The sequence below is a fragment of the Rhodopseudomonas infernalis genome, assembly GCF_022271405.1.
GTDB lineage: Bacteria > Pseudomonadota > Alphaproteobacteria > Rhizobiales > Xanthobacteraceae > Rhodopseudomonas > Rhodopseudomonas infernalis.
This window is the reverse complement of the sequence record NZ_JAJNAL010000003.1, coordinates 59178-85061: the sequence shown is the minus strand read 5'-3', so window position 1 is coordinate 85061 and position 25884 is coordinate 59178. Positions and strand designations below refer to the sequence as shown.

Annotated in this window: 26 protein-coding genes and 1 pseudogene; 15 read left to right on the top strand and 12 right to left on the bottom strand. The window is 64.0% G+C overall.

What is annotated here, in order from left to right:
• Window positions 1-118 precede the first annotated feature (118 nt).
• The gene (bfr, locus tag LPW26_RS03780) at window positions 119-601 is read left to right on the top strand and encodes a bacterioferritin (RefSeq protein WP_238732949.1); all 483 of its coding nucleotides are present in this window, start codon (window positions 119-121) and stop codon (window positions 599-601) included.
• A gap of 38 nt (window positions 602-639) precedes the next feature.
• Here the strand turns inward: bfr and LPW26_RS03775 are convergent, their stop codons facing one another.
• Window positions 640-1188: a hypothetical protein gene (locus LPW26_RS03775; protein WP_238732948.1), complete on the bottom strand. Its 549-nt coding sequence runs from the start codon at window positions 1186-1188 to the stop codon at window positions 640-642.
• Window positions 1189-1481: 293 nt separating this feature from the next.
• Between LPW26_RS03775 and LPW26_RS03770 the strand changes: the two genes are divergently transcribed.
• From LPW26_RS03770 to LPW26_RS03750, 5 genes are all read left to right on the top strand, one after another.
• Window positions 1482-2417 (top strand): LysR substrate-binding domain-containing protein, encoded by a 936-nt coding sequence (locus LPW26_RS03770; RefSeq protein WP_238732947.1) that lies wholly within the window; start codon window positions 1482-1484, stop codon window positions 2415-2417.
• Window positions 2418-2510: 93 nt separating this feature from the next.
• Window positions 2511-3989, top strand: coding sequence for an aldehyde dehydrogenase (locus LPW26_RS03765; RefSeq protein ID WP_238732946.1), 1479 nt, complete (start codon window positions 2511-2513; stop codon window positions 3987-3989).
• A 76-nt stretch (window positions 3990-4065) separates the two neighbouring features.
• Window positions 4066-5328 (top strand): MFS transporter, encoded by a 1263-nt coding sequence (locus LPW26_RS03760; RefSeq protein ID WP_238732945.1) that lies wholly within the window; start codon window positions 4066-4068, stop codon window positions 5326-5328.
• Between the two features lie 27 nt (window positions 5329-5355).
• Window positions 5356-5685 carry a hypothetical protein gene (locus tag LPW26_RS03755; protein WP_238732944.1) on the top strand — a complete coding sequence of 110 codons (330 nt, stop codon included), beginning with the start codon at window positions 5356-5358 and terminating at the stop codon, window positions 5683-5685.
• A 19-nt stretch (window positions 5686-5704) separates the two neighbouring features.
• Complete coding sequence (locus LPW26_RS03750) at window positions 5705-6583, top strand: MBL fold metallo-hydrolase (RefSeq protein ID WP_238732943.1); 879 nt, start codon at window positions 5705-5707, stop codon at window positions 6581-6583.
• A 77-nt stretch (window positions 6584-6660) separates the two neighbouring features.
• Here LPW26_RS03750 and LPW26_RS03745 read toward each other — a convergent pair whose 3' ends face one another.
• Window positions 6661-7041 carry a DoxX family protein gene (locus LPW26_RS03745; protein WP_238733058.1) on the bottom strand — a complete coding sequence of 127 codons (381 nt, stop codon included), beginning with the start codon at window positions 7039-7041 and terminating at the stop codon, window positions 6661-6663.
• A 150-nt stretch (window positions 7042-7191) separates the two neighbouring features.
• Between LPW26_RS03745 and LPW26_RS03740 the strand changes: the two genes are divergently transcribed.
• On the top strand, window positions 7192-8766 hold the full coding sequence (locus LPW26_RS03740; protein WP_238732942.1) for a DUF1800 domain-containing protein: 1575 nt from the start codon (window positions 7192-7194) through the stop codon (window positions 8764-8766).
• Window positions 8753-9946 (top strand): DUF1501 domain-containing protein, encoded by a 1194-nt coding sequence (locus LPW26_RS03735; RefSeq protein ID WP_238732941.1) that lies wholly within the window; start codon window positions 8753-8755, stop codon window positions 9944-9946. The genes LPW26_RS03740 and LPW26_RS03735 overlap by 14 nt, the downstream gene beginning before the upstream one ends.
• 249 nt (window positions 9947-10195) lie before the next feature.
• Here the strand turns inward: LPW26_RS03735 and LPW26_RS03730 are convergent, their stop codons facing one another.
• The 6 genes from LPW26_RS03730 to LPW26_RS03705 form a co-directional block, all read right to left on the bottom strand.
• On the bottom strand, window positions 10196-10441 hold the full coding sequence (locus LPW26_RS03730) for a DUF2188 domain-containing protein (RefSeq protein ID WP_238732940.1): 246 nt from the start codon (window positions 10439-10441) through the stop codon (window positions 10196-10198).
• Between the two features lie 63 nt (window positions 10442-10504).
• A complete protein-coding gene (locus LPW26_RS03725; RefSeq protein WP_238732939.1) occupies window positions 10505-11119 on the bottom strand; it encodes an SOUL family heme-binding protein in 615 nt (204 codons plus the stop codon).
• 128 nt (window positions 11120-11247) lie between these two features.
• Complete coding sequence (locus tag LPW26_RS03720) at window positions 11248-11868, bottom strand: collagen-like protein (RefSeq protein ID WP_238732938.1); 621 nt, start codon at window positions 11866-11868, stop codon at window positions 11248-11250.
• Between the two features lie 57 nt (window positions 11869-11925).
• Window positions 11926-13107, bottom strand: coding sequence for a cytochrome P450 (locus LPW26_RS03715; RefSeq protein WP_238732937.1), 1182 nt, complete (start codon window positions 13105-13107; stop codon window positions 11926-11928).
• 163 nt (window positions 13108-13270) lie between these two features.
• Window positions 13271-14269 carry a hypothetical protein gene (locus LPW26_RS03710; protein WP_238732936.1) on the bottom strand — a complete coding sequence of 333 codons (999 nt, stop codon included), beginning with the start codon at window positions 14267-14269 and terminating at the stop codon, window positions 13271-13273.
• Between the two features lie 267 nt (window positions 14270-14536).
• On the bottom strand, window positions 14537-15436 hold the full coding sequence (locus LPW26_RS03705; protein ID WP_238732935.1) for a YiiG family protein: 900 nt from the start codon (window positions 15434-15436) through the stop codon (window positions 14537-14539).
• A 296-nt stretch (window positions 15437-15732) separates the two neighbouring features.
• Here LPW26_RS03705 and LPW26_RS03700 point away from each other — a divergent pair, with 296 nt between their 5' ends.
• Together LPW26_RS03700 and LPW26_RS03695 are read left to right on the top strand one after the other, a co-directional pair.
• Window positions 15733-16110 carry a hypothetical protein gene (locus LPW26_RS03700; protein ID WP_406676972.1) on the top strand — a complete coding sequence of 126 codons (378 nt, stop codon included), beginning with the start codon at window positions 15733-15735 and terminating at the stop codon, window positions 16108-16110.
• Window positions 16111-16252: 142 nt separating this feature from the next.
• Window positions 16253-17545: a flavin-dependent oxidoreductase gene (locus tag LPW26_RS03695; RefSeq protein ID WP_238732933.1), complete on the top strand. Its 1293-nt coding sequence runs from the start codon at window positions 16253-16255 to the stop codon at window positions 17543-17545.
• A gap of 187 nt (window positions 17546-17732) precedes the next feature.
• On the opposite strand, the gene LPW26_RS03690 is transcribed toward LPW26_RS03695, so the two are convergent.
• Window positions 17733-17921, bottom strand: coding sequence for a hypothetical protein (locus LPW26_RS03690; protein ID WP_238732932.1), 189 nt, complete (start codon window positions 17919-17921; stop codon window positions 17733-17735).
• Window positions 17922-18213: 292 nt separating this feature from the next.
• Between LPW26_RS03690 and LPW26_RS03685 the strand changes: the two genes are divergently transcribed.
• The 4 genes from LPW26_RS03685 to LPW26_RS03670 all read left to right on the top strand — a co-directional run bounded on the left by LPW26_RS03685 (window position 18214) and on the right by LPW26_RS03670 (window position 21098).
• Window positions 18214-18879 carry a hypothetical protein gene (locus LPW26_RS03685; protein ID WP_238732931.1) on the top strand — a complete coding sequence of 222 codons (666 nt, stop codon included), beginning with the start codon at window positions 18214-18216 and terminating at the stop codon, window positions 18877-18879.
• Between the two features lies 1 nt (window position 18880).
• A complete protein-coding gene (locus LPW26_RS03680) occupies window positions 18881-19345 on the top strand; it encodes a hypothetical protein (RefSeq protein ID WP_238732930.1) in 465 nt (154 codons plus the stop codon).
• A gap of 603 nt (window positions 19346-19948) precedes the next feature.
• The gene (locus tag LPW26_RS03675) at window positions 19949-20176 is read left to right on the top strand and encodes a DUF6429 family protein (RefSeq protein WP_238732929.1); all 228 of its coding nucleotides are present in this window, start codon (window positions 19949-19951) and stop codon (window positions 20174-20176) included.
• A 79-nt stretch (window positions 20177-20255) separates the two neighbouring features.
• Window positions 20256-21098 (top strand): hypothetical protein, encoded by an 843-nt coding sequence (locus LPW26_RS03670; RefSeq protein ID WP_238732928.1) that lies wholly within the window; start codon window positions 20256-20258, stop codon window positions 21096-21098.
• A 184-nt stretch (window positions 21099-21282) separates the two neighbouring features.
• Here the strand turns inward: LPW26_RS03670 and LPW26_RS03665 are convergent, their stop codons facing one another.
• Entirely contained in the window at window positions 21283-21702 is a 420-nt protein-coding gene (locus LPW26_RS03665) for a cupin domain-containing protein (protein ID WP_238732927.1), read from the bottom strand.
• A gap of 240 nt (window positions 21703-21942) precedes the next feature.
• Here LPW26_RS03665 and LPW26_RS03660 point away from each other — a divergent pair.
• Window positions 21943-22472, top strand: a pseudogene (locus LPW26_RS03660) (REP-associated tyrosine transposase).
• 462 nt (window positions 22473-22934) lie between these two features.
• On the opposite strand, the gene LPW26_RS03655 reads toward LPW26_RS03660, so the two are convergent.
• Window positions 22935-23759 carry a hypothetical protein gene (locus LPW26_RS03655; protein ID WP_238732926.1) on the bottom strand — a complete coding sequence of 275 codons (825 nt, stop codon included), beginning with the start codon at window positions 23757-23759 and terminating at the stop codon, window positions 22935-22937.
• A 178-nt stretch (window positions 23760-23937) separates the two neighbouring features.
• The gene (thiC, locus tag LPW26_RS03650) at window positions 23938-25878 is read right to left on the bottom strand and encodes a phosphomethylpyrimidine synthase ThiC (RefSeq protein WP_238732925.1); all 1941 of its coding nucleotides are present in this window, start codon (window positions 25876-25878) and stop codon (window positions 23938-23940) included.
• Between the last annotated feature and the right edge of the window lie 6 nt (window positions 25879-25884).

The window sequence follows — 25884 nt, the reverse complement described above, 5'->3', positions numbered from 1 at the left end:
CCCGAGTACGGGCGGGGATTGCGGTCCATACGACTTCTGATCTAGAACTATTCCAATTCTAAACTGAACGAGCGTCCGGCCTGTTGCCGGATCACGCGCGTTTGCGACAGGAGAAGTCATGAAGGGCGACGCGAAGGTCATCGAATATCTCAACCGCGGTTTGCGCAGCGAGCTCACGGCCATCAGTCAATATTGGTTGCACTATCGGCTTTTGGACAATTGGGGGTTGAAGGACCTCGCCAAGACCTGGCGCAAGGAATCGATCGAGGAAATGGTCCACGCCGACAAGCTGACCGACCGCATCATCTTCCTCGACGGGTTCCCGAACATGCAGGTGCTCGATCCGTTGCGGATCGGCCAGAACGTCAAGGAAGTGCTGAATTCCGATCTGCAGGCGGAGATCGACGCCCGTTCGCTGTATCAGGAAGCGGCGACCTACTGCCACAGCGTCAAGGACTACGTCTCGCGTGACCTGTTCGAACAGCTGATGAAGGACGAGGAACATCACATCGATTTCCTCGAGACGCAGATCGAGCTGGTCAACCGCATCGGCGTGGAACTGTATCAGCAGCACCACATCGGCGAACTCGATCACGATTGATCCGGTTGCGGCGCGCGTCCGGTCTGGACGCGCGCCTTTCAACTCGTCCGGCCCGAAGGCAATGGCGGCAGCGGACACCCCGCGTAAGCCGCTTCGATCGCCGGCTCCGAGCCATCGACCTTGAATTCGACCGCGCTGTTGCCGGCATTGAGCGCGCGGATCCGGACGAACAGCTTGGTCGATCCGCGCAGCTCCGCAATGAACTGCCGCAGCGCGGCATCATCGTCGACGATCAAAACCCGATTGCCGAACAGCACGCGCGACTCGACTGCGTCGTGCCCGGGCTTGTCGTCGAAGCGATAGCCGAAGCTGGTGTTGCGATCGGAGCCGATCCGGAACTGGAAGGCGAGCTTCGCGATCGGCCGGTTTTCGAAACAGGTCAGCTGCAGGCTGGCGGAGTAGATCGACGGGTCGCCTGATTTTGTCGCGCCCCAGACCATGGTGTAGGCACCGCCGACCGGGGCTCCGGTGATCTGGTCCGGCCGCTGGTCGATTACCCACGTTCCTGAACGCACCGTGTTGCTGGTCACGCACCCGCTCAGCGCGACCGCACCCACCAACGCCGAGATACGCAATACGCGAGCCACGTCGGCCTCCTCGGGCCCAAGTGTGCAACCTGCGCGTGAGACCTGCAACCGTATCATGTGCGGGCCGGAGCTGAACGCGGGCGCTCGGCGTGCCGGTGACCCGGTCGTGCTGTGATCAACACAACTGCCGGCATCGCCTGATCTTTGATGACGCGTGAGCCAAAGTTCGCAGCACGCCATCGCGCCACGAGGGGATTTGGTCTTATGGTGCCAATTCCGCAGGCAGCCGACCAATCTGAAGCGCTGGTTGCTGCTGCACCGATGACGAATGGAAAGGCCCGACCTTGCGTCGCATGATTCCCAGCACCAGCGCGCTCCTGACCTTCGAGGCCGCCGGCCGGCACGAAAGCTTTTCGCGCGCGGCGGAAGAGCTGGCGATGACGGAAGGCGCGGTCAGCCGCCAGATCGCACGCCTCGAGGATTTTCTCGGGCTGATGTTGTTCAACCGGGTCAAGGGCCGCATCCATCTGACCGAAGCCGGCAAGCAGTACTGGCTGCAGATCGTCGGCGATCTCGACCGGATCGAACGCGATACGCTCAACCTGCTGGCGCGGCCTTCGGAGGGCGGCGTCCTCGAACTGGCGGTGATCCCGACCTTCACCAACAAGTGGATCATTCCGCGTCTGCCGGATTTCCACGCCAGGAATCCAGGCATCGTTATCAACATGAGCGAGCGGCCGGAGCCGTTTCTGTTCGCCGAGAGCCCGTTTGACGCGGCGATCCACTACGACCATCCGGGCTGGGCCGGAATGATCAAGAAGGACCTTTTTGCCGAAGAACTCGTCCCGGTCTGCAGTCCGAAGCTGATCGGCGGCCGCCGCACCCTTTCGCTCGCCGAGCTGAAGACGCTGCCGCTACTGCACAAGCGGGGACGCATCGACTCCTGGAAGAAGTGGTGGGACCACCTCGGCGTCACCAGTCTCAATCCGATGGAAGGCGCGCAGTACGACCTGTTCTCGATGACGATCGAAGCCGCTGCCTCGGGCCTCGGGGTGGCGCTGGTGCCGCGGCTGTATGTGGCGCAGGACACGCAGGCTGGCCGGTTGGTGATTCCTTTCGATCACGACGTGCCTGGGGACAAGCATTATTGCCTGGTCTGCCCGGAAAACAAATACGGCTCCTGGCCGCTCAGACCATTTCTCGACTGGTTGGTACAGGAATCGGAATCCTACGTGCGCCAGCGCGACGCGGCGGCGCTGAAGCCGAAACGTGCCGCGTCTCGAGGCTGAATAGCCCATTACATTGTGTCACTGGCCCTTGTACCAGTGTTCATTGAGGCCGCAGACGACGGACTTTAGGTTCGCTCCATCAGGAGCACCCTAATGCATAGATACCAACTCTTCATCGATAACGATTGGCACGATCCGGCTTCGAACGAATGGTTCGAGACCGAGGATCCGTTTACGGGCGAGGCCTGGGCGGAAATCCCGCGTGCCAACGCCGCCGACGTCGATCGCGCGGTGAAGTCCGCCAAGGCGGCGCTCGACGGGCCGTGGGGCACGATGTCGGCGACGGACCGCGGTATGCTGCTGTACCGGCTTGGTCAGTTGATCGACGAAAACGCCGCGACTCTCGCTGAAGTCGAAGCGCGCGACAACGGCAAGCTGCTCAGCGAAGTTTCCGGCCAGGTCCGTTACGTCGCGAAGTATTTCTATTACTACGCCGGGCTCGCCGACAAGATTCAGGGCGCCGTCATCCCGATCGACAAGCCCAAGGTGTTCAACTACACCAAGTACGAGCCGATGGGCGTCGTCGCGTCGATCACGCCGTGGAATTCGTCGCTGCTGCTCACCGCCTGGAAGATGGCGCCGGCGCTGTGCGGCGGCAACACCTTCGTGTCCAAGCCCTCCGAATTCACCTCCGCGTCGATGTTCGAACTCGCCAAGCTGGTTGCCAAGGCTGGCATTCCGCCGGGCGTGTTCAACGTCATCACGGGCTTTGCGGCGGATGCCGGCGAGCCGCTGATCCGGCATCCGGACGTTGCCCGCGTCGCCTTCACCGGCGGCGACCAGGGTGGCCGCGCCGTGGCGCGGATCGCGGCGGAAAACCTCAAGCGGGTGTCGCTCGAACTCGGCGGCAAGTCGCCGAACATCGTGTTCGACGACGCCGACCTCGACCAGGCGGTCAACGGTGTGATCACCGGCATCTTCTCGGCCGGCGGTCAGACCTGCATGGCGGGTTCGCGGTTGCTGCTGCAGGACGGCATCCACGACGCCTTCGTGGCGAAGCTGCTCGAAATCACCAAGCGGGCCAAGGCCGGCGATCCGCGTGCACCCGGCGTGCAAGTCGGGCCGGTCGCCACCAAGCCGCAGTTCGACAAGGTGATGCACTATATCGACGTCGCCAAGGGCGAAGGCGCGCGCTGCATCGCCGGCGGCCGCGCCCTGACCGGGCCGGACTACGGCGCCGGCCGTATCGTCGAGCCGACCATCTTCGTCGACGTCACCAACGACATGCGCATCGCGCAGGAAGAAGTGTTCGGTCCGGTGCTCGCGGTGCTGCGCTTCAAGGACGAAGAGGACGCGGTGCGGATCGGCAACGATATCCGGTTCGGGCTCGCCGCCGGCGTTTGGACCCGCAGCCTGAAGCGCACGATGTACATGGCCGACAAACTCAAGGCCGGCACGGTGTGGATCAACAACTATCGTTCGACCAGCTTCACCACCCCGTTCGGTGGATTCAAGGACAGCGGTCTCGGTCGCGAGGGCGGCGTCGAGGCCGTCAAGGAATATCTCGAAGTCAAGAGTGTCTGGATCTCGAGCGATCTCCAGATGCCCGATCCGTTCATCCGTAAATACTAACAACAAACAAAACTCGTGCTGATCGTGTGCGGGGTCTTCCCGCCACGACGCCGCATGAGATCGGGAGGGAAACACCATGGGTGACACGATCACCGCTGCAGCCACGCCGGCCACCGGCTGGTTCGGCAGCCTGACGAAAAAGCAGAAGCACACGTTCTGGGCGTCGTTCGGCGGCTTCGGAATCGACGCGCTCGACGTCCAGCTCTACAGCTTCGTGATGCCGACGCTGATCTCGCTGTGGGCAATGAGCCGGGCGGAAGCCGGCATGATCGCCACGGTCGCGCTGCTGGTGTCGGCGGCCGGCGGCTGGGTCGGCGGCATCCTCGCGGACCGCTATGGCCGCGTGCTGACGCTACAGATCACCATCGCCTGGTTCACCTTCTTCACCTGCCTCAGCGGCTTCACCAACTCGTCCGAACAATTGATGATCGTTCGTGCGCTGCAGGGCCTCGGCTTCGGCGCCGAATGGGCGATCGGCGCCGCGCTGATGAGCGAAATCGTGCCGGCCAAACATCGCGGCAAGGCGCTCGGCTTCGTGCAGAGCTCCTGGGCGGTCGGCTGGGGCGCCGCGGCGCTGATCTTTGCGCTGACATTCTATCTGCTGCCGGAGACGATCGCATGGCGCGTGCTGTTCTTCGTGGCGATCATTCCGGCGCTGTTCGTGTTCTACATCCGCAAGCACGTGGAAGAGCCGGAGGTGTTTACAAAGCACGTCGGCGCTTCGCAGCAGAAGGCGTCGCTCCTCGAAATCTTCTCCGGCCGCATCCTCTACACCACGATCTTCACGGCGCTGCTGGCGACCGGCGTGCAGGGCGGGTTCTACGCGATCGCGACCTGGTTGCCGACCTATCTGAAAACGGTGCGCGGGCTGTCGGTGCTCAACACCTCCGGTTATCTGGCGGTGATCATCGTCGCGGCGTTCTTCGGCTATATCGTCGGCGCCTACCTCACCGACGCGATCGGGCGCCGGCTGACCTTCGCGCTGTTCGCGATCGGCGCCATCATCACGGTCGTGCTCTACACCTTCATCCCGATTTCCGACGCCTGGATGCTGGTGCTCGGCTTTCCGATCGGGTTCTGCTACGCAGGGACCTTCGCGGGGCTCGGCTCGTACTTCGCCGAGCTGTACCCGGCCCGGGTTCGCGGCGCCGGAATGGGGTTCTCGTACAATTTCGGCCGGGCGATCGGCGCTCTGTTTCCGGCGTTGGTCGGCTATCTCAGTCAGCAAATCGCGCTGGAGACTGCGATCGGGATCTTCACCACGGGCTCCTATGCGCTCGTGTTGCTGGCGGTCCTGGCTCTTCCCGAGACCAAGGGGCAGGAGCTCCGCGTCGATTGATCCGCCTTCATTAGCAGCGAGGACACTATGCCCAACGTTTCAGTCTACATTCCGGGCCCGCGCATGCCGGAGGCGGAGAAGCTCGATCGCTTCACGGCGACGTGCACCGAACTCTGCACCGGCGTGCTCAAGGCTTCGCTCGATAACGTCCACATCATCTTCATCCCGGTGCTGCCGCAGGGCCGCGGCCACAGCGCCTGGATCGAGGTGCAGTACCGGCTCGAGACCTTCCGGCCGCCCGAAGTGATGAAGGACTTCATTGCCAAGGTCGACCGGCTGGTGAAGGACGAATTCGGCTTCACTGCGCGGATCCGCTGCTTCGGCTACGGCCGCGAAGCGGTTCATGCACTCAATTGACATGCAGTCGAGAGGCACGATGAACCCCGTTCCAGTTCAGCAAGTTCCCGGCGTGTATCGGCGCCGGATCGGCGACATTGTCGTCACGGCGCTCAGCGACGGCTATCTCGATGCCGACGTCGGCGTATTTCAATCGATCACGCGTCCCGAGATCGATCAGATCCTCGCCGACACCTTTAGGCCGACGCCACCGCGGCTGTCGGTCAACGCCTTCCTGGTTCACGCCAAGGGCCGAGTTGCGCTGATCGAGAGCGGCGCCGGCGTGACGATGGGGCCGACGCTCGGCAAGGTGATCGACAACATGCGGGCGTCAGGCACGCGTCCCGAGGACGTCGACACGGTGCTCCTGACGCACATGCATCCGGATCACTCCAACGGGCTCTGCAACCCGTCGGGGGAGCGCAACTACCCGAACGCCGAGCTTCTGATCCACGAGGACGAGGTCAATCACTGGACCGACGACGCTGCGATGAGCGTGGCGCCGGAACGCAAACGCGTGCGCTACTACGAAGCCTCGCGCAAGCAGCTCGCGCCGTATCGAGGTCAGCTACGTCCGATCCGCGACGGCGAAGTGTTTCCCGGTGTGACGGCGGTTCCGATCCCCGGCCACACCCCGGGCCACACGGCTTATCTCATCGCGGACGGCGCGGAGTCGGTGCTGGTATGGGGAGACACGGTGCACGTTCCCGAGATCCAGGTCCGTCGGCCCGAGGTCACGCTCGACTTCGACAGCGATCCCGCCGCTGCGGTCGCGATGCGCCGCCGGCTGTTCGATATGGCGACCACCGATCGGATGCTGATTGCCGGAATGCACGTACACTTTCCGGGCTTCTCGTATGTCACACGGCGGGGCGACGGCTACGATCTGGTTCCGGAAGCGTGGTCACCGGCGTTGTAACCGGAAGCCGCCGGCCGCGATGATGGCGGCCGGCGTCTCGATTCTTTCAGGCCGCGGGATAGATCGCGCGCAAATCGTCAGCGACTGCGCCGGCCGAATGGCCAATCGATTACGCGGGCGGCATAGAGCGACGCCCAGATGATCAGCGGTTGTGCGGCTAATCTTGGCCCGTGATACCACCAGCTGTTCGGCATGCCGGCAATGTCGATGCCGCCGAGCGCGTGGTTGATATTCGCCGGCCAGACGCACAGCGAGTACAGCGCCAACGCCACGCCGGCCCACCAGCGCAGCGGCCGTGTCACCAGCGCCAGCGCTGCGGCGAATTCGAAAATGCCGGTGAGCAAAATCACCTGGGGAGCGAACGGCACCCAGGACGGCGTCATTGCCAGCAGCTTGTCCGGGACTGCGAGATGCGCGACGCCGGCAGCGGCGAAGAAGGCCGCCAGAACCCATCGCATCACCGCGCGATGCAGTGACCCTGTTTGCGCCACGACTGCTTCCGCCACGACCCTGCCATCCTCCATTCACCGGCGGTTCAGCGTTCCGCCTCGTATCATCCTGCGTCAGATTGACCCGGTCTCCATCCGAGGATGAACGGCGAAGCCATGATGTTCAAGACGCGAAACGCGAAGAAGTTCGCCGCGGTAGCGGCCATCGTCGCCGTGATGGCAACTTTCGGCAACACGGGTTCTCGCGCGGCCGAGCTGTCGGCGCATGACCTCGCGCTGATCGATCGGCTGAGCTGGGGTGTCAACGCCTCGACGGCCGAGCGGGTTCGCGGCGTCGGCGTGGCCGTCTGGCTGCAGCAGCAGCTGCATCCGCCTGCCGAGGCGGCGCTCCCCGGGCCCGTCAGCGTGCAGATCGACGCCATGCCGGACGCGCGCGGTGTCACGCCCGCCACCCTGCTGGCGCTGCAGGAGCAGGCTAAAGAAGCCAACCAGATTGCCGACGAGGACCAGCGCAAGGCCGCCAAGCAGGCGCAGCAGCAGATGATGACCGACCGCGCCAAGCAGGCGGCCGCGCGCTCGATTCTGCGGTCACTGTATACGCCGGATCAGCTGCGCGAACGGATGAGCTGGTTCTGGCTCAATCACTTCAACGTGCATCAGGGCAAGGCCGATCTGCGGCTGCTGGTCGGCGACTACGAGGATCGCGCGATCCGGCCCCACGCGCTCGGCAAGTTCGGCGCGCTGCTGCGCGCGACGTTGCGGCATCCGGCGATGCTGCGCTATCTCGATAACTCCGGCAACGCCGCCGGCCGCGTCAACGAGAACTACGCGCGCGAGATCATGGAGCTGCACACCATGGGCGTCGGCAGCGGCTACACCCAGGCCGACGTCGAGGCGCTGGCGAAGATCTTCACCGGGGTCGGCATCGACCTGAAGCCGGACGATCCGAAGCTGAAGCCGGAGCTGCGGCCGCTGCTGGTCCGCCACAGCGCCTTCGAGTTCAATCCGGCCCGCCACGACATGAGCGACAAGACGTTTCTCGGCCATCTCATTCAGGGGCGTGGCTATGCCGAGGTCGAGGAGGCGCTCGATCTGATCGTGCATCATCCGGCCACGGCGCAGTTCATCTCGCGCAAGATCGCGGTGTACTTCGTCTCGGACAATCCGCCGCCGGCCTTGATCGCCCGGATGGCCAAGGCCTTCACCGCATCGGACGGCGACATCGCAGCCGTGCTGAGTGCAATGATCCAGTCACCCGAGTTCGAAGCCGCGCTTAAATCCAGCGAGCGCTTCAAGGATCCGGTGAGCTACGTCTACTCCGCCGTCCGGCTCGCCTACGACGACAAGGTGATCGCCAACACCGCGCCGATCCAGAACTGGCTCAATCGGCTCGGCGAGGGGCTGTACAACCGCCAGACTCCGGACGGCTATGCGCTGACCAGCGAGTCCTGGAGCGGACCGGGGCAGATGATGCTGCGCTTCGAGATCGCGCGGCAGATCGGCTCGGGATCGGCCGGCCTGTTCAAGCCCGAAGGCCCGGACGCGAAGGATCGCCCGGCGTTTCCGCTGGTGCAGAACGCGCTCTACTTTGGCGGCCTGCGGCAGACGCTCAGCGCGACCACACGCACGGCGTTGGACAAGGCGATCTCGCCGCAGGACTGGAACACGCTGTTTCTGTCCTCACCCGAATTCATGTACCGGCTGCGTGCGGAGGCGCCCCATGAACCGTCGTGATCTGCTCAAGGCTTTCGCGGCGCTGGCGCCGATGACGGTCGCCGGCCGCGTCTGGGCCGCGCCGGCAACCGACGCCAGGCTGCTCGTGGTGTTCTTGCGCGGCGCCTACGATGCGGCGAATGTCGTCGTGCCGGTGTCGTCATCGTTCTACTACGAATCCCGGCCGACGCTGGCGATCGCAAAGCCCGACGTCGGCAATCCGAACGCCGCGGTGGCGCTCGACGCCGATTGGGGCCTGCATCCGGCGCTGCGCGACAGCCTTGCGCCGCTGTGGGCGAAGCGCGAGATCGCCTTCGTGCCGTTTGCCGGCACCAGCGACGATGTCACCCGCAGTCATTTCGAGACCCAGGACACGATCGAGCTCGGTCAGGCGACGGGCGGCACACGCGATTATCGTTCCGGCTTCATGAGCCGGCTCGCCGCGGAACTGACGCGCGTGCGGCCGATCGCCTTCACCGATCAGTTGCCGCTGATTTTCCGCGGCAAGGCCGAGATCCCCAACATCGCCCTCAACACTATCGGCAAGCCGGGCGTCGACGATCGACAGGCGCAGCTGATCAAGGAGATGTACGCCAGGACCAAGCTGGCCTCGGCTGTTTCCGAAGGATTTCGTGTGCGCGACGAGGTGGTGAAGTCGATCTCCGACGAGATGACGGCAGCCAATCGCGGCGCAGTATCGCCGCGCGGCTTCGAACTGTCGGCGCGCCGCATCGGCCGGCTGATGCGGGAGCAGTTCAATCTCGGCTTCGTCGATGTCGGCGGCTGGGACACGCATGTGAACCAGGGAGCAGCGACCGGCTATCTGGCCGATCGGCTTGGCGAACTCGGACGCGGCCTCAGCGGATTCTGCGAAGAGATCGGGCCCGGCGCGTGGCGCGACACCGTGGTGGTGGTGATTTCCGAATTCGGCCGCACCTTTCGCGAGAACGGCGATCGCGGCACAGACCATGGCCACGGCAGCGTGTATTGGGTGCTGGGCGGCGGCCTGAACGGCGGACGGATCGTCGGCGATCAGGTCAAGGTCGAGCAGGCGCGGCTGTTTCAGAACCGCGACTACCCGGTGCTCACCGACTATCGCGCGCTGTTCGCCGGCCTGATCCAGCGCATGTACGGCCTCGACGCCGCCGCCGTTGGAAGAGTGTTTGCGGGGACGAAGCCGGTCGATCTCGGGTTGGTGTAGTTAGCTTCGCGAGCCCAGTCCATCAACGCGCGCGCATCACAGTCTGATCGGAAATACGCCCTTTGAAATCGGGCAGTTTCATTTCCACCCGTCATGCCCGGCCTCGTGCCGGGCATCCACGCCTTGCTGACGGAAACGCCTGAAGACGTGGATGGCCGGGACAAGCCCGGCCATGACGGAATTTGTGAGGACGCTCACCGAATTTGTGAGGATACTCACTTTAAGCGCTCAGCGAGCTTCGTGCGTCACTCAGCCCTTGTCGACCACCGTGGTGTTGGGGCGGTCGTTGCCGGGGGCGGTTTCTTCGTGCCAGCGGCCGGACGGATCTTCGTATTGGATCGCTTCGGTCGAGCCCGGCGCACGCTGCTCGGCCGCCGCGCGCTTGGCTGCGGTCAGCGCAGCCTCGTGGCTCGGGAAGGTCTCGGAAAAGCTGCCGTCGACCTGATAGGCCCAGCCGCCGTCGTGTTCGACGATCTTGTAGGTGACGTCGCTCATCATTGCCTCATGCCCTCGTGAATAGGCTTGTTCAACGTCGGCGTGCCGTCGCTGTTCCGCGGTTCAGCGCGGCACGACCAGAACCGCGGCCTCGTTGCGGCGCAGGAACGGGATGGTGAAGGGCGCGTCGTAGAACAGCCCGAACGGCTCGCCGGTCGGCTGCCATTTCGTCGTGCCGAGTGCGGCGACGAGCTGCTGCTGCCGTGCCGGCAGATCGCGGCCGGTCCAGGTGAAACGCAGCGTCGCGATCGTCTGCTCCGGCACGGTGACGATCTTGACGCGCGGATCGGCGGGGGCAGGGGCGGTGTCGGCGCTGAACTGCGTCGGCAGGAAGAACCGCATCCGGATCGCACCGTCCTTGCGCTCGGTCTCGACCGGCGTGGTCATGGCGATCTTCTCGGGGCGGGTGACGTCGACCGGCGTCGTCATGGCGATACGCTGCGCGCCGCGATTGGCGCCGGCGATGTAGTTGAACAGCAGCGAGAAGGCGCGTCCGTCGGCGCCGCTCTCGCGATCCAGAGCGACCTCGGCGGCGAGTCGCGGGCCATAGCTGCGGATCTCGATGGCGTCGGCTGGGCGTGCCAGCACCTTGTAGGGCGGCTCCTCGTAGAGCCGCAGCCCGAACACGCCGAGCACGGATTCGAAGATCAGCACAGTGTAGTACCACATCGTCGACATCAGCCTCTCCGCGTCGCAGCCTGCGACTGGTCAGCTAATGACGTCGACGCCGGGCGCAAGGCTGCGTGCCCGGCGTTTCTATCTGCGCGGCATCGGGATTTGGCCGCTCAGGCCGGGCGGCGCCGCGCTCAGTCTTTCTGCTTGTGCCGCTTTTTCTTGTGCTTCTTGTCACGATCCTTGGCGTCGTCGGTCTCGTCGTCCGGGACAGGATCCTCCTGCGCCAGCGCTTCGGCCATCTCGCGCTCCGCAGCGGCATGCTCTGCGGCTTCGCGCGCCTCCTCGGCCTCGCGCTCGGCGCGGTCGCGCGCATCCTGCTCGCGCTTCGCCTTGTAGTCCTCATAGGCGTCGAACAGCAGGTGCAGCCACGGCATTACCTGCTCGATCGAGGGCAGTGCGCCGGGCGGGCCTGCCTCGCCACGTGGGCCTTGCTCGCCGCGCAGGCCCTGCTCGCCGCGGGGACCCTGCGGGCCGGCCTTGCCCTCGGGACCGACCGGACCTGGCTTGCCGTCAGGGCCGGGCTTGCCGTGGGGCCCTTGCGGCCCCGGCTTGCCGTCGATGCCGGGCTTGCCTTGCGGGCCGGCCTTGCCCTGCGGGCCGGGTTTGCCGATCGGGCCGGGCTTGCCGCGCGGGCCTTCCGGCCCCGGCCGTCCCGGATGCCCCTGCGGTCCCGGTCGACCTGGTTCGCCGGGACGTCCCCGTGGCCCTTGCGGCCCCGGACGTCCGCGGCGGGTGGATTCAGCTTCGGCCACGCGCGCCCCCAAACGATTCCAAAACGTCTCTCCCTTAGCAGAGACGACGTGACGGCTTCAATTCGGTGCCGCGTTTTCCCAAGCGACCGGCAGGTTGAGCAGGCCGCGGAACGCCCAGCCGCCGATCCGCACCGGCTCGCGCGCATCGAGCCGCAGGTCCTTAAGCCGCGCGAACACGCTCGGCAGCGCGACATCGGCCACCATCGCGCGCGACGCGAACGCGCCGGCGCAATAATGAGGCCCGGCGCCGAACGCGATGCTCTTGGCGTGATCGCGGCTGACATCGAACACGTCGGGATCGCTGAAGCAGGCCTCGTCGCGATTGGCCGAGCCGAACATGAAGAACACGCGGTCCTCCGGTTCGAAATCGACGCCCCGGTGATGGAACGGCTTTGCCACGCGGCGCGGCGACATCCCGATCGGCGCGATCCAGCGGGCGTACTCCTCGAACACGTCGAGCCAGCTCGCTTGCCCGGCGACCACCTTGGCGTATTCGGCCGGATGCGTCAGCAGCGCCCAGATGCAGCCCGCGATCGCGTCGCGCGGCTCGTTCTGGCCGCCGGAGATCGCCAGCTTGATGTTGGCGCGGATGCTGTCCATCGCCATGCCGGCGCCGAGCAAGACGCTGAGGATCGACGTGTCGGGATGGGCGCGCAGCACCGGGACCATGTCGTCGATCGCCGCGTCGATGCCGGCCGTCGCCGCGTGGCAGCGCGCCTCGACCGCGGCGTCGCCGGTGTAGTTGGCGATGCCGTCGATCATCGCCTGCGACCACGCATCCATCTCGTGATACTTGATATTGGTGAGCCCGGTGATCGCCTTCAGGCACTCGCCCGATAGCGGCAGCGCGAACGCCTTGACCAGATCGGCGTGGCCTTGCGGCGCCAGCTCATCGAGGATGCGATCGGCGTGGGCTTGAAACTGGGTGCGCCAGGTGTCCTTGACGGTGCGCGGCGATACTGCGGGAAACATCGCGGTGCGCTCGGCCAGATGCGCGTCGCCATCCTTGCGCATCATGTTGTGGCCCATCAGCTTGTTCATCAGCCCGGCAGGCTGATGCGACGAGAACACGTCGATGCGCTTCTCGGTGATGAAGATGTCGTCGCGCCGCGTCAGCACCACCGAGCCGAGCTGCGGCACGAAAGCGATCGGCGCTTCCGCGCGCATCTTCGCGAGTGCGGGATAAGGATCGGCCCAGAACGCGGCGACGTCGATATCGAAATGCGGAGCATTGCTCATGTGGTGATCTGCTGCAGTGCAAGAGAAATTGCGAAGCAACTGCAAGCGTGATCAAGCGCAGCGTGTCTGTCAAATCGAAACTGGCCGGCGTTCCGCGGAGCGCGGAGGCGGGGAGCGCGAAGGAGAGCTCCAGGCCGCGCCGTCAGGACGCGGCCGCGGGTTGTTACTCCGCGGCGTCGCTTCGCGGCGGCGCGGCGGAGTTCGCGGCGAGGAACACCAGGCCGTCGTCCTTACGGCAGATGCCGTAGGTGCCGGCGCTGTTCGAGGTCAGCACCTGGGCGGGGTCGCCGCATTTCTCGCACACCAGCGTGCCGGCGCTGTTGACGGCGCCGGGCAGGCGGTCCTGCTTGCCGACCAGCGTGCATTGCTGCGCCTGCGGATCGATGCTGACCTTGGCGCCGCAGGAGAAGCAGAACCGCGTCTCCGCATGCTGCTTGCCCTGGTCGATATTCGCCGGGATCTTGCTGGCGCAGACCGGGCAATTGACCGACACCGCCCGGGTGAACTGCGAAGCCCCCGGCATCCGCAGGAAGATGTTGCCGGAGGTGGAGCGGTGGGCGTGGAAGCGCTGGCCGCAATGCGGGCAGGTCGGCTTGGCGCTGTCGCCGGGCAGGCTGCCGATCTGAAATTCCACCGCCTTCTTGCAGGCCGGGCAATTCTCGGTCTCGGTCGCGAGCTTGCGCTCCGGCGCCGTTGTATCGGTGATCCGCGCCTCGATCTGCAGCGTGTCGCGCGCCGTCAGCATCTCGATCACGTCGAACGGCAGCTGCCGGCCGGTGATCTCGCCGATCTCGTGGGTGACGCCGATCAGATTGTCGATGCACTGCTCGATCTGCGCCAGATACACGGCCGAGGGCAGCGACTCGTCGCGGCCGCCTTTGATCGATTTGTGGATCTGGCTGATCGAGGTCTCGAGCTGGCGCGCCAGCACGTTGAGGTGGGCGGCGGTGCGCGCCTCGGCGGCGCGCTGACGGACCGTCCACACCACTGCGAGCGTCGCGAGGCTGGCGCCGCAGATCGCCGAGATCTGGCCCCAGAACCAGATCCAGCCCGATTGCGTGCCGAGCGCGACGCCGAGCAGGATCATGAACAGACCGGTGCACGCGGCGATGGTCTCGACCGGATGGGCCGAAAACACTTTCATGAAAGCTTTGCGCAGCACCGCTGATCCCCGACCTGATGACCCGTCGAACCTACCGCCAATCACAGGCCGCCGAAAGCTGGACGTGCGTCGGGGAGCGGGTTTTACCCATGGTTGATCGGCCTTTGTCCGCAAGTAAATGACCGCGAGCGGGGCTGCGGCTTTGACCTGCATCAAGGACGCCGACGCCCGACTCCGCTCCCGGCGCATCGCCTTCGGTCTCGCTCAGCCTGGCCGGATCCGGCAGCGTCGCCACCATGCTGGTGACGCGCGCCGGTGATCAGCCTGCTAGATGCCGGGCCCGCGATTGTAGGAATCGACCAGCTGATTGTAGTCGCGCAGCAAGCGGGGCGGCGAGCCTTGCACCATCCATCCCGAGCCGGCGTTGCCCAGCATCATCTTGTCGCCGCTCGAATAGGGTGTCTTGTCGCGCAGGCGGCGCATCAGCTGCTTGGCGGTGACGAGAAGTGATTTGGCGTTGGACATGAACATCGACCCGATCTTCATGTTCGGCTCGCCTTCGGTGAAAGCCTCGTTCGCGGCGACGGTCTGTTCGTAGGCGCTAACGGCCGCGGTCAGCGCCGCGAGATCCGGCTTATCGGCGTTGACGAGGCGGACGACACGCTTGGCGTCGATCATCGTCGCTTCGATCTGGTAGCGCGCCTTGCGGCCTTCGCTGCGTTCGATGGCAGCGAGCTTCTCGGTGGATTGACGGTCCTTGATGGTTTCGACGCCGCTCCGCAATTTGCGATCGGCATCCGCGAAGGCATCCCAGGTGGCGACCAAGCGTGGGTGCAGGGCCTTGCCCTTCGCCATCTTGTCGTCCTTGTAGTTCTCCTGCGTGTAGTAGTCGTCTGTCTCCTTGAGGAGCGGCTCGAGCTTGCCGACCGCGTCGACATATGCCGAGGCGGCCGCTTCGAGGTCGGGCTCGTGCGGCTCGATCGCGTTGGCCTTTTCGACCGAGGCGCGGCAGTCCTTGGTGTCGTAGATCGTGTAGGTGCCGTAGATGATCCGCTCCTTGCCGGTCGGGCCTGCTTTGGGTGCCCAGGAGAAGTAGCGATCGCGGGCGTCGAACGCGCGGCCCGACAGCCGATTGAGGCAGCCGATATAGGCATTGAGCTTGGCGGTGAGAGCGCCCGAGGAGTCGGCTGTTTCGGCGACGGCGGGCGCCACGACGACGAGACTCATGAGGCTGCCGACAAGCAAGCAGACAGCGGATCGGCGGGTGGCAACCATTCGATTCTCCTTGGGGTCGTGAAACCGTAGACGTTGGCGCTTCGTTGTCGGTGCCATTGCGGCTCAGGTTCAGCGATGGCTCGCCTCGTTCGATGCGAGCGCCTTACTGCTTCGCCTGATGGCGGGCGAATCGCGAGCGCAGTGCTAAACCGGAAAGATGAAGCCCGTAAGGGGCGCAATCGCCAAAGGGGAGCAGGATGCGTGGATTGCTTGCAATAGTTGTTGCCGGACTGATCGGTGTCGTCGGGATGGGGGCGTCGGCTCACGCAGACGAGGGACGTGTCGCGCTCAGCATCTTCAAGGGCGGCTGGGTGATCGGCGGCTCCGGCGGCTCGGGAACGCTGACGTTCCAGGGGCGGCGCTATCCGCTGTCGATCGGCGGGCTGTCCTACGGCCTGGTGTTCGGCGGCTCGAAGGCCGATCTGACCGGCCGCGTCAGTAACATCCGCTCGCCGCGCGACGTCGCCGGCATCTACGGCGCCGCGGGCGCGGGGGCTGCGATCGGTGTCGGCGCACGCGCCATCGTGCTGCGCAACGAGAAGGGCGCGGTGCTCGAACTCTCCGGCCGACAAGTCGGCTTAATCGCCGACCTCGATCTCAGCGGTCTGGCGATCGGGTTGAAGTAGTTCGGTCGGCGCCTGTCGCCCGTACTGGGGCGTTCCTGTTATGTTTCGCTCGTCAAGTCGGGTTTCCGCTGGACATCACGCGGTTGCCTGATCGGCCGTAGCTGGCTACAGCAATCGCAATCACGATCAGGGCGGGACGTTCATGAGCGACAAGGTGATCATTGCCGGCGGCGGCATCGGCGGACTGGCGACGGCGCTGACGCTGCATCAGATCGGCGTGCCATGCGTCGTCTACGAAGCGGCGCGCGAGATGCGGCCGCTCGGCGTCGGCATCAATCTGCAGCCCAACGCGGTGCGCGAGCTCTACGACCTCGGCATCACCGCGGCCGATCTCGACAGCGTCGGCCTGCCAGCCAGGGAATGGGCGCTGGTCGGCCTCAATGGCAACGACATCTATGCGGAGCCGCGCGGCACGCCGGCCGGCTATAACTGGCCGCAATACGCGGTGCATCGCGGCCGCTTCCACATGCTGCTGCACGACAAGGTGGTGGAACGGCTCGGCGCTGATGCGGTGCAACTCGGCCGCCGCGTCAGCGGCTATCGCAAGACTGCGGACGGCGTGGTTGCCACGATCGAGCATGCCGAGGGCGGCAGCTCGGAGGTCGCGGGCGCGCTGTTGATCGGCGCCGACGGCATCCACTCGGCGATCCGCGCCCAGATGCATCCGAACCAGCCGCCGATCCATTGGGGCGGCGCGGTGATGTGGCGCGGCACCACCTGGGGCAAGCCGACCCGCACCGGCGCCTCGTTCGTCGGGCTCGGCACCCACAAGCATCGCGTGGTGATCTATCCGATCTCGCATCCGGATCCGCAGACCGGGCTGTCGATGCTCAACTGGATCGCCGAGGTCACGCTCGACAACACCGAGGGCTGGAAGCAGCAGGGCTGGTTCCGGCAGGTGCCGACCAGCGAGTTCGCGCATCATTTCGACGGCTGGGTCTATGACTGGCTCGACATGCCGGCGCTGATCCGCAGCGCCGACTCCGCTTACGAAAACCCGATGATCGATCGCGATCCGGTCGAGACCTGGCGCGACGGCCCGGTGCTGCTGATCGGCGACGCCGCGCATGCGATGTACCCGACCGGCTCGAACGGTGGCACGCAGGCGATCGTCGACGCGCGCGAACTCGGCGCCGCGATGGTCGTGCACGGTGCAACGCAGGAAGCGCTTGCGGCATTCGACGCCAAGCTGTGCGGCCCGATCTCGCAGCTGATTTTGCGCAACCGCGGCGCCGGCCCGTTCGGCCTGCTCAACCTCGTTGACGAGCGCTGCGGCGGCACCTTCGACAATATCGACGACGTTATCCCCGCCGCCGAGCGCGCCGCCTTCATGGCCGGCTACAAACAAGCCGCCGGCTTCGCCATCGAAAAACTAAACGCCGCCCCGCCGACCATCGCGTCGGGCGCGCGGGTGAAGGAACGGGTGGGCGTGTAGTTCGCTGCGCCCAGCGTAATCCGGGGCCGCGCCAGCGGCTGCCTAGAACCGTGAGCGATGGCGGAGACCGCCCCTCGATTGCGCTACGCTTCATCGAGGCTACGTGCACACCACCCCCGCGTTCGTCATTCCGGGTTCGCTCACTTTGTGAGCGCCCCGGAATGACGAGAGGGGAGCTGATCATCAACTAATCGCCGGCGCACTTTGTCGTCGCAGGCACTGCGCTGTCGTCGCGCGTCGCCGAAGACCGCGTCGTATCCGGCCGCGCCATCTTGCGGCTGCTGCGGCTGGAGAGCTGGAACAGCGTGTGCACCTTGCCGTCGACCGTTGCGCAGCCGCCGCGCATGTTCGGAAGTATCAACGTCGCTTCACTCATCGTCTCACTCCGTCGCTTGCTGATGACGTGATAAATGCGATGTCAATTGTCTGGTTCGCGGCAACAGCGGATTATGCCTAACGAAACGTTAAGCGCGATGTCGGTCCCTCGCGCCGCGAGCGCAGAGCGTAGGGCGGGTTAGCCGAAGGCGTAACCCGCCGGGCGGCGTTTGCGGAGAGGCGGATACGCTTCGCTGACCCGCTCGATTGCCTAGGAAGAAAGTCTACATGGCCCCCGTCTTCAGATAAGGAATTAAAGCCTATAATGTTGAGCCCGGTGATGGAGGGTTCAGATGATGTGGCTATCCTTGGAACGCCGGAACTTGCGGCGGTGGAGAAGCGAGCTTGCTGCGATCAAAGCTGAACTAACAGAGCGCCGATACACTCGATTGCAGCTCAAAGCTGGCTTCAGAGAAGATCAGCCTCGAGATGAGGTGGGAAGATGGACCCTGCAGGGAGGTGTCCAGGTATCGACCTCTTCGGGTTTCTTTACGGGCATCCAGGAAATCGATGAAACATCGTTGGCGCTGAGTGATACACTGGTACGCGTCATGAACATGGTGGAATATCTGCCAACGATGTCGCCCGCGATGTACGGGACCGCGGTGCATACGGCGTTCGCGACCGCGGTGTGGCTCGAGGGGCTTCCTGGCGTGGGCGATATCGAACGGAGCTTTAGTCTCGATACCGTTGATCCTTATTACGGGCTCGCCGGCACGATCAGGACCGATGCAACGCTCCGCAATATCCAAGGTGACATCATTGCCATTTACGATGTCAAAACCGGTGCTCAGACGATTTCGCGCGCCCGGGCAGAGGAACTTCGCACCAAAACACGAGCTGCTCCGGATACGCCCGTCTTCGAACTGAATATCGTTCGCGGCATTTCGCGAAAGCAACTCATCCTAACCATTTTCAGGTCGCGTGCGTCGTCGCGCGCAGTGATTGAGAGGAATTGACATGTCGATGGAAATTTATGTGCTGTCGGATCGGAAGCTGAGCTCGATGTCGGAGTGGCAGAGCGCCATCGACTCCGAAGGTTTCCCGCTCCGGCTGTCGGCCGCAATGCCTCTAGGGACAATTCACGGTGCGTTGCCGGTGACGCTTCACGACCGGTCATCGGCATTCGAATGCGATCATCGCGACGCCAAGACGGTGATATCGGAGACGCCGGACGTTTCGTTCGGGCGGCCTTGGCGATACGCGATCGTGTTTCGCTGGGGCGGGGACATCGACGCCGGGGTGTCCGCCTATCTGGCCGCTGCCGCCTACGCCGCGGCGACGGGTGGCCGGGTGCTCGATTGCGCAGAGGGCAAGCTGGTCTCTCCCGCACAAGCCGCCAAGACCGCCACGGAGCTCGACCAGGGCCGTGCGCTCATCGCGGAGGCGGTCCGCCGGGCTACCGAGATGTTCCGCAAGCCGTGAAGCGTCGGGAATAACAAGTCAGAAAGATGCTCGGATGACGACCGTAGGGCGGGTTCGCGGCGAAGCCGGGTGCCCGACGTCCGGCGCATTGGTCTCGACCCTCGATTTCGCTTTGCTGCATCGAGGCTACCGGCGCTTCAGATGCGTCCTCTCGTCGGTCATTCCGGAGCGCCGCGCAGCGGCGAACCCGTGAGCTCTGCTTCGCGGCGGCAAGCCCGTATCCTGATCACTGAATCACTCGTCGTACCCCTGCGCCGTGTTCTCCGCGTCGCTATCATCGCGCGTCGGCGCCGAGTTCGCGACGGCCGGCCGGGGTATCGGCCGGCTGCTGCGGTTGCGAAGCTGGAATGGTGTGTGCACGTTGCCGTCGACCGTCGACCGTCGACCGTCGACCGTCGACCGTCGCACAGCGCGCCGCGCATGTTCGGAAGTATCAATGTCGCTTCACTCATCGTCTCACTCCGTCGCTTGCTGATGACGTGTTAGATGCAATGTCAACTGCTTGGCTTTGCGCCGCACGATGTTATCGTTGATGAATGGTTAAGCTTCGTTGTGCCGACGTGCCTGCTGGCTAAGATGGTTGCCGCTTGAACGGAGAGGGCGATGGACATCGACCGCGACAAGATCGACGACGCCACGCTGGCGCTGCTGTATCTCACCTTGCACGACGGCACCCGCGCCTGGAAAGGCCACGACTGGGACGCGCTCGATCGGCTGCAAGCGAAGGGCCTGATCGAGATCCCGCGCGGCAAGGTCAAGTCCGTCATCTTCACCGACGAAGGCCAGCAGCGCGCCAAGGAACTGTTCGAGACGATGTTCGGGAAGACGTAGTGACATGGTGACGTAGCCCGCATGAGCGAAGCGACATGGGGTCTCACTGAAAATTCTGAACGCCTACCTCTCGACGGCCTTGACTTTACTTCTCGTTAAGCGTGCAATCCTGTCATTGGTTGCAACTTATGATTTTGCGGGAGGAAGCATGGCGCCTCCAGACATTGACAGTAATATTGATAGTTCTGCGTCCGCGTCGAATGCGCCGGCCACCGGGCACGGAACGGATCGTTGCCGCAACAGCGTCTTCGCCTACGATCTGATCGTCGTCGTGCTGCTGCTCGCGCTCGGCGTCGCGTATTTCTGGTACCCGAAATGGTTCGATCTGGGTACGGGCAGAGTGCTCAACATCACGTTTGCCATGCCGGCAATGTGGTTCGGAGCGCTCGGCGGCATCGTGATCAGCCTCAAAGGCGTGTACGACAATAGCGTATCCAGCGGCCAGTGGGACGACGGCTTCGCGCTGTGGCATTTCGGGCGGCCGATCAGCGGCGCGCTCACCGGTCTGGTCGCGCTGACGCTGCTCTTGGCCATCAACCCGAACGCCTCGCCGAGCGAGCCGGTGGTGTATGCGATAGCCTTCATCTTTGGCACGCAGGAACGTCGATTCTTCAACTTTCTCTACGAGGTGGCGGCGCTGGTGGTACGGGTGCCGAACGAGGGCCAGGAGAAGGTGTTGGCGGCGACCGGGCTGACGCCGGGTGAAGGCAAGAAGGGTGATGCCGTCCTGATCAGCGGCAGCGGCTTCTCCAAGGGTGCGGCGATCAAATTCGCCGGCCAGCCGCTGGTCAATCCCATCGTCGCCGACGACGGCCAATCGATCGCTGGCATCCTGCCGGACGGCAGCGGCACGGTCGACGTCAGCCTCACCAACCCCGACGGCAAGACCATAAATCTAGCGTCGAAGTTCAAGTACGTGTAGGGGGCGAGCCGGGTCGATGGAATTATTTGTCCTGTCGGATCGGCATCTCGCCAGCATCGCAGCTTGGCAACGAGCGATCGACGCCGCCGGCGGCCCGCTGCAGCTGTCGACCGGCCGGTCGATCGCGCAGCTCGTAGCCCGTAGGGCGGGTTAGCCGAAGGCGTAACCCGCCGTGCCAAACGCACTAATTGACCGGCGTGACGTCCTTGATCCCGGTCGCCCCCATATAGACGCCGAGCAGGCGCATCGGCACGGCGCCGGTGTTGTGGCCGAAATGCGCGACGCCCATCGCCTCGATCAGCGAATCGCCGGTGCGATAGATCCGTGTGCCGTGGGCGCCGTAGTCGACGGTCAGTTCGCCCTCCAGAATGTAGGCGAACAGCGGCACCTCATGCTTGTGCAGTATGGTGCGTTCGCCAGCCGCCAGGGTGACGATGGCGGCGGTGACATGGGCGTCGCCGGCCGGGTAGCGGATGGTTTCGCCGAGGATCGTCGTGCCGGTGGAGAGCAGCGGCACCGCCGGGTAGCCGTGCGGCGCATCATGCGCGGCGGCGGGGCCGACGTAGGCCAGCATGGCGAGCGCCACAGAGGTTTGGGGCCGCATCGGTGATCCTTGTTGTTTGTTGGAAGCGGGATCGCTTCATCGCGATGATGCGGGCCGCGGGCTGTCAGAACAATTGACGGCGGGGTCGGACGGCGTCCGGTCGCGAGGCATGGTTGAGGCGGTGTTAATGCGGACGGGCCGGATGGCCGATGGTTGTTCGAGGCAAGCTTGTAGGGCGAGTTAGCCGAAGGCGTAACCCGCCGACCAGGCACGCTGGCGCCAATCCTGCTATCATGCGCCATGCCAAACTACCGTCGCGCTTTCGTCCCGGGCGGGTGCTGGTTCTTCACCGACAATCTGCTCGAACGCCGCAATACCCTGCTGGTCGATCACATCGCGATCCTGCGCGACGCGGTTGCGCGCACGCGGCAGGGGCTTCCATTCGAGATCGATGCCGTTGTGGTGCTTCCTGACCATCTTCACGCCGTCTGGACCTTGCCGCCGAGGACGCCGATTTTTCCACCCGCTGGCGGCTGATCAAGACGCATTTCGCCAAGGGGCTACCAAAGCAAGAACGACTGAGCAGAGTCCGCGCAAGGCGCCGCGAGCGGGGCATCTGGCAGCGCCGGTTCTGGGAGCACCTGATCCGCGACGAGGCCGACTACGCGCGGCACGTCGACTACTGCATGATCAATCCGGTGAAGCACGGCCTCGTCGGCCGGGTGCAGGATTGGCCATATTCGTCGTTTCACCGCGACGTCCGGCTCGGGGTGTTTCCGGTCGACTGGGCGGGAGATGCCGGTGCCGAAGGTGAGTTCGGTGAGGCTTAGCGGAACCCGGCCGTAGGGCGGGTTAGCCGAAGGCGTAACCCGCCGGGCCAAACGCACTGCTTGCGTCGGCGCAATGGCGGATTACGCTTCGCTAATCCGCCCTACGGGCTGGAGGTTCAGAAAATAGTAAGGAAGTATCATCGCTTCAATGCGGTGCAAGCTGCGATCCATCTTGCTAATTGCGTTGGGCATTGATCGTGATGATAGAGGCTGTGCACAAATTGGTGGTTCGCGCGTATAGGTAACGTAAAGACCGTTGCGCCGTTCCCGTCAGGCACGGCGTCGACTGAGATGTCGCATCTGCCGGATCCGAACGCTAGTTCTCTGCCGAAAATGACCCTTAAAATCGAGGGGAGTATTAGAGCTGATGCAATCAAGATTGCACTTACCAACGGGGCAAATTCTAGAAGGCTTAGTATTGAAGATCGTTGATGTGCTGCGTCGCCAATATATTCGCAGGTCTCAGTCAGAGAATTTCGGGGGGGTGCAGTCCCATTTCGTTGGGTGGGCAGGGCTGAATAAAGTGCTGATCGCAAAAGCGAGATTTATCATCATTGCCGCTGTTTGGCCAGTGGAGAAGTCGTAGACTAGCCGGGTAACACGATTTGCTATCAAGCCTGCGCTGAGGACAAGTCCGGCCTCGTCGTCGATTCCGCGAACAACGAGCAGGGGGTGAGGAATGCATTTGGTGTTATACGCTGTAGCTCTCTCCAGTAGGCGAGGTTTCATCTGAAAGGGAGTCCATGAGAGCCGATTTTTTGGAGGGGGGTTGATAAGGAAGCGGTAGACGGAGGCTCCAATGAGCCAGCCGAATGTTGCTGCTAGAGATAGTAAAATGAGATAGAGGGGCATTGAGATTTCAATAGATCCCATGTTGCGATGTGCAAAAATGCCGGCGCTTATAGAAAGAAGAGCTATGTATAAACTTAGGAGCCATCCACCAAGCGAGTAGTCTCGATTTGTGGCGTATATTTTTAAGAAGGGGGTTGCGACAGTGGCGAGATAATGTCGGCCCGATTGTTCGGTCCTGCTTATCGCCAAGAGGCCGACATTTCCTCCGTGACTGTGTCCGACTACGAAGGAAAGGTGATCTGCAGGAATCTCATCGAGCTTTGCTGCTAGGTTTTTGGCTGCCTCTTCTCTGGCGAATATCGAATTACTACCACTCCAATTGAATGGTTCAATGTGGATGTGGTAGGTGTTATCCATGATTTCGGAGATCTTACGTTTTAAGACTCTTATGAATTCCGCTTCTTCGTGGCACCACGCGGCAACCGGTGTTTTCACCAGGATTCCGCGCGCCCATGTCCCGTGCACCAAAACGATGTGAACGGCTTGTTTCTCTTCCGAGCAAGATCTTGTGGCAGGGATTGGCATCCAATGCTCCTAGATCGGCAGGGCTTGAGCTGCGACTTGTCGTCTGATCAATAGAGAATGATGTATTGCAGGAGGCAGTCCGCCGTCCTTACGACAGCGCCTTGTTGCTCTCCTTCACCTTCTCCGCATCGAGATACAGCTGCTCGCCCATCGATTTGAACTTCTCGCTCATCTGCGCCATGCCGTCTTCGATCACGCCGGACATCGTCATGCCGACGTTGCCGAACGACCCGGCGCCAGCGAGATTCAACGCAGCCTTCTCGTTGTCGCCCAATCCGGCTGCGTAGTCGCGGACGTCCTGGGTGATCTTCATCGAGCAGAATTTCGGGCCGCACATCGAGCAGAAATGCGCGACCTTGTGGGCGTCCTTCGGCAGGGTTTCGTCGTGGAAGGCCTGGGCCGTATCGGGGTCGAGGCCGAGGTTGAACTGGTCCTGCCAGCGGAATTCGAACCTCGCACGGGAGAGCGCGTCGTCGCGCAGTTGCGCGGCTGGGTGGCCCTTGGCGAGGTCGGAGGCGTGGGCGGCGATCTTGTAGGTGATCACGCCGGTCTTGACGTCGTTGCGGTCGGGCAGGCCGAGATGTTCCTTCGGCGTGACGTAGCACAGCATCGCGCAGCCGAACCAGCCGATCATCGCGGCGCCGATGCCGCTGGTGATGTGGTCATAGCCCGGAGCAATATCGGTGGTCAGCGGGCCTAACGTGTAGAACGGTGCCTCGCCGCACTCTTTCAGCTGCTTGTCCATGTTGATCTTGATCTTGTGCATCGGCACATGGCCGGGGCCTTCGATCATCACCTGGCAGCCCTTGGCCCAGGCGATCTTGGTGAGTTCGCCGAGCGTCTCCAGTTCGGCGAACTGGGCGCGGTCGTTGGCATCCGCGATCGAGCCCGGCCGCAGGCCGTCGCCGAGCGAGAACGACACGTCGTACTTGCGCATCAGGTCGCAGATCTCGTCGAAATGCGTGTAGAGGAAGCTCTCCTGGTGATGCGCCAGGCACCACTTCGCCATGATCGAGCCGCCGCGCGACACGATGCCGGTGACGCGGCTGGCGGTGAGGTGGATGTATTGCAGCCGCACGCCGGCGTGGATGGTGAAGTAATCGACGCCCTGTTCGCACTGCTCGATCAGCGTGTCCTTGTACAGCTCCCAGGTGAGTTTCACCGGATCGCCATCGCATTTCTCCAGCGCCTGATAGATCGGCACGGTGCCGATCGGCACCGGCGAATTGCGCAAAATCCATTCGCGGGTGGTGTGGATGTTGCGGCCGGTGGAGAGGTCCATCACGGTGTCGGCGCCCCAGCGGATCGCCCACACCATTTTGTCGACTTCCTCCTCGACCGACGACGTCACGGCGCTGTTGCCGATATTGGCGTTGATCTTGGTGAGGAAGTTGCGGCCGATGATCATCGGCTCGAGTTCGCCGTGGTTGATGTTGCACGGGATGATGGCGCGGCCGCGGGCGATTTCGTCGCGGACGAATTCCGGCGTGATGAACGCCGGCACCGCGGCGCCGAAGCTTTCGCCGTCGGCGAGCGCGGCTTCGGCGCGCTCGAGCTGCTGCTTGCGGCCGAGGTTCTCGCGCTCGGCGACGTAGATCATCTCCTTGGTGATGATGCCGGCGCGGGCGAATTCGAGCTGGGTGATAGGCGCATCGCCGACGCCGCGCAGCGGCTGGTGGTGCGCCGTGAAGGCCTTGGCCGCGTGCGCAGCGCCGACATTGCCGTTATCTTCCGGCTTGACGTCGCGGCCTTCGTACTGCTCGACGCCGCCGCGCTCCAGCACCCACTGGGTGCGCGGGCGCGGCAGGCCCTTGTTGACGTCGATCACGACGCTCGCATCGGTGTAGGGGCCGGAGGTGTCGTACACCGGCAGGTTCGGCTCGGTCGCAGCTTCGCTGAGGATGATCTCGCGCAGTGGCACGCGTAGCTCGGGCGCCGCGACCGGGTTCGCGTAGATCTTGCGCGAGGAGGGCAGGGCGCCGGTGGTGACGGCCGCGCGGGTGGTCTCGGGGTTGGAGCGGATATTCATGCCATC

What these genes read in the sequence shown, in the direction of transcription:
- bfr (WP_238732949.1), top strand. Translation starts at nt 119, where the DNA reads ATGAAGGGCGACGCGAAGGTCATCGAATATCTCAACCGCGGTTTGCGC.
- LPW26_RS03770 (WP_238732947.1), top strand. Translation starts at nt 1,482, where the DNA reads ATGATTCCCAGCACCAGCGCGCTCCTGACCTTCGAGGCCGCCGGCCGG.
- LPW26_RS03765 (WP_238732946.1), top strand. Translation starts at nt 2,511, where the DNA reads ATGCATAGATACCAACTCTTCATCGATAACGATTGGCACGATCCGGCT.
- LPW26_RS03760 (WP_238732945.1), top strand. Translation starts at nt 4,066, where the DNA reads ATGGGTGACACGATCACCGCTGCAGCCACGCCGGCCACCGGCTGGTTC.
- LPW26_RS03755 (WP_238732944.1), top strand. Translation starts at nt 5,356, where the DNA reads ATGCCCAACGTTTCAGTCTACATTCCGGGCCCGCGCATGCCGGAGGCG.
- LPW26_RS03750 (WP_238732943.1), top strand. Translation starts at nt 5,705, where the DNA reads ATGAACCCCGTTCCAGTTCAGCAAGTTCCCGGCGTGTATCGGCGCCGG.
- LPW26_RS03745 (WP_238733058.1), bottom strand. Translation starts at nt 7,041, where the DNA reads ATGCGATGGGTTCTGGCGGCCTTCTTCGCCGCTGCCGGCGTCGCGCAT.
- LPW26_RS03740 (WP_238732942.1), top strand. Translation starts at nt 7,192, where the DNA reads ATGTTCAAGACGCGAAACGCGAAGAAGTTCGCCGCGGTAGCGGCCATC.
- LPW26_RS03735 (WP_238732941.1), top strand. Translation starts at nt 8,753, where the DNA reads ATGAACCGTCGTGATCTGCTCAAGGCTTTCGCGGCGCTGGCGCCGATG.
- LPW26_RS03730 (WP_238732940.1), bottom strand. Translation starts at nt 10,441, where the DNA reads ATGAGCGACGTCACCTACAAGATCGTCGAACACGACGGCGGCTGGGCC.
- LPW26_RS03725 (WP_238732939.1), bottom strand. Translation starts at nt 11,119, where the DNA reads ATGTCGACGATGTGGTACTACACTGTGCTGATCTTCGAATCCGTGCTC.
- LPW26_RS03715 (WP_238732937.1), bottom strand. Translation starts at nt 13,107, where the DNA reads ATGAGCAATGCTCCGCATTTCGATATCGACGTCGCCGCGTTCTGGGCC.
- LPW26_RS03705 (WP_238732935.1), bottom strand. Translation starts at nt 15,436, where the DNA reads ATGAGTCTCGTCGTCGTGGCGCCCGCCGTCGCCGAAACAGCCGACTCC.
- LPW26_RS03700 (WP_406676972.1), top strand. Translation starts at nt 15,733, where the DNA reads ATGGGGGCGTCGGCTCACGCAGACGAGGGACGTGTCGCGCTCAGCATC.
- LPW26_RS03695 (WP_238732933.1), top strand. Translation starts at nt 16,253, where the DNA reads ATGAGCGACAAGGTGATCATTGCCGGCGGCGGCATCGGCGGACTGGCG.
- LPW26_RS03690 (WP_238732932.1), bottom strand. Translation starts at nt 17,921, where the DNA reads ATGAGTGAAGCGACGTTGATACTTCCGAACATGCGCGGCGGCTGCGCA.
- LPW26_RS03685 (WP_238732931.1), top strand. Translation starts at nt 18,214, where the DNA reads ATGATGTGGCTATCCTTGGAACGCCGGAACTTGCGGCGGTGGAGAAGC.
- LPW26_RS03680 (WP_238732930.1), top strand. Translation starts at nt 18,881, where the DNA reads ATGTCGATGGAAATTTATGTGCTGTCGGATCGGAAGCTGAGCTCGATG.
- LPW26_RS03675 (WP_238732929.1), top strand. Translation starts at nt 19,949, where the DNA reads ATGGACATCGACCGCGACAAGATCGACGACGCCACGCTGGCGCTGCTG.
- LPW26_RS03665 (WP_238732927.1), bottom strand. Translation starts at nt 21,702, where the DNA reads ATGCGGCCCCAAACCTCTGTGGCGCTCGCCATGCTGGCCTACGTCGGC.
- thiC (WP_238732925.1), bottom strand. Translation starts at nt 25,878, where the DNA reads ATGAATATCCGCTCCAACCCCGAGACCACCCGCGCGGCCGTCACCACC.